The organism is Cellvibrio sp., from assembly GCF_053579595.1.
The window spans coordinates 1-1,623 of sequence record NZ_JBRFPI010000581.1 but is presented as its reverse complement, the minus strand read 5'-3'; the positions used below and the strand labels follow the sequence as shown (position 1 = coordinate 1,623).

The following is a 1,623-nucleotide window of genomic DNA, read 5'->3' as shown; positions in this document are numbered from 1 at the left end:
ATTAATTGATCTTTTTTTCATCCTATTGTGGTTCCATAGATCTTTTAGGATTAATAAGAGTGGCTACAAAGTCCACGAAGCAGCAAAAAGCCCCTCTCGGGGGCTTTTCGACGGTGATGCTGCTACTCGGGAGAACAGTGAGGAGCGTTAATCTGCGAGGGACAAGCTGCCATCATCAGCCTGACGGACAAGAATGGGGTCGATAATTACTCCCTGAAACACGCCCTGATCATCGTTCCCCAGAAACGCCATGAAGTACCAGTTGGCGTCCGGCCCTTGAATAATACGGCCAGCATAAAGGCCATCCTGCTCAGGGCGAGTGAGGAACCCATTTCCAATGACGTCATACGGCCCCATGGGTTGTGCAGATGAAAAATATTTAACGCCGGTTTGCGGCACAACACCTTGCTGCGCTTTGTGCGCGGCCGAGTGGAATCGGGTGGAGACAGAGCAAAATAAATAATAGCGCTCGCCGATTTTTTGTATTTGCGGTACCTCCATTTCACCAAACCAACCGGGCGCTAAAAAGGCATCGCCCACTTGCCAATCAATTAAATTGGCTGAACTTGCGTAGCCGATCGCTCCGCGCCCGTCCGGTTCACCGCGATTGACACGGCAGGTGACCAGCATATGGTAGAGCGGATCGCCCGCCGAATTTTTATCGACAATTATCCAGGGATCACGCCAGGAGGCATCGTGCCAATACTCCAGTTTTAATCCGTCATACCAGCGTTCATCCAATTCCACGATGGGATTCTTATCGTGTTTTGTCCAGTGAATTAAATCAGCAGAGCGCGCCAGGCAGACGCGCTGCACCAAACCTTTTTCAGCGCGCTTGGTGCCGGTGTAAAACATCAACCACTCGTCGCCATGGCGAATAACACTGCCCGTCCAGGTAGTGAAAGAATCAGCTGCATTATCATCGCCACTTGTAGGTGCTATAGCATCAGGCAAAATTGTCCAGTTTTTTAAATCACGGGAACACGCGTGCCCAACCGACACATTCCAATGGCGCAAGTCCGGATTACCGAGCGATTTATTCGCCTGCAGATAAAACAAATGATAGTCATCGCCATCGACTGCAAACCAAAAATCCCATACCCACTTGTCAGTTAATTGCAGCATAGAGCCTCGAATCCCCTCACGGGTTAACGTAAAAATTTAATCGCCGGATAACATCACATTTTTATCAGGCGAAAAGTTCGCATAAAACGGCAATATCGCTCCACCAATGGCGCGCGCATCCTGCCCGATACTTCCGATTAACACTTGCGGAGCCAGCACACCAGTCGGTGTTAATAAATTGACTCGCTCTGCCAATTTATCGACCAGAAGCTGCACCAGATCACGCGGTAAATTCGCATCCAAAACAATCGCTTCCAAATCCAACACGCCGGTGGCAGAAAAAATAACGAACGAGAAAGCATCAATCGCATCCTCAATCCATTCATCTAATGCGGCCTGTGCAGCGGGCAACAGCGAAGGCAACTGGGAGATATTATTAATCGGAAATCCACGCGCATTCAGATGGCGGCGCAATGCATAAATCGATACGCGATTAGCAAGCGTTTCAAATGGCCCTGCAACCGGCGGCACCGTATCCAGCGACGACGAGGTTACCGG

The 1,623-nt window shown here is 49.9% G+C and carries 2 protein-coding genes; both read right to left on the bottom strand.

Annotated features, from left to right (window positions below; genetic code table 11):
- Window positions 1-147: 147 nt before the first annotated feature.
- Window positions 148-1,125: a family 43 glycosylhydrolase gene (locus ACWA6V_RS21340; protein WP_449524364.1), complete on the bottom strand. Its 978-nt coding sequence runs from the start codon at window positions 1,123-1,125 to the stop codon at window positions 148-150.
- A gap of 36 nt (window positions 1,126-1,161) precedes the next feature.
- The coding region (locus ACWA6V_RS21335) for a hypothetical protein (protein ID WP_449524363.1) at window positions 1,162-1,623 on the bottom strand (462 nt) is incomplete at its 5' end.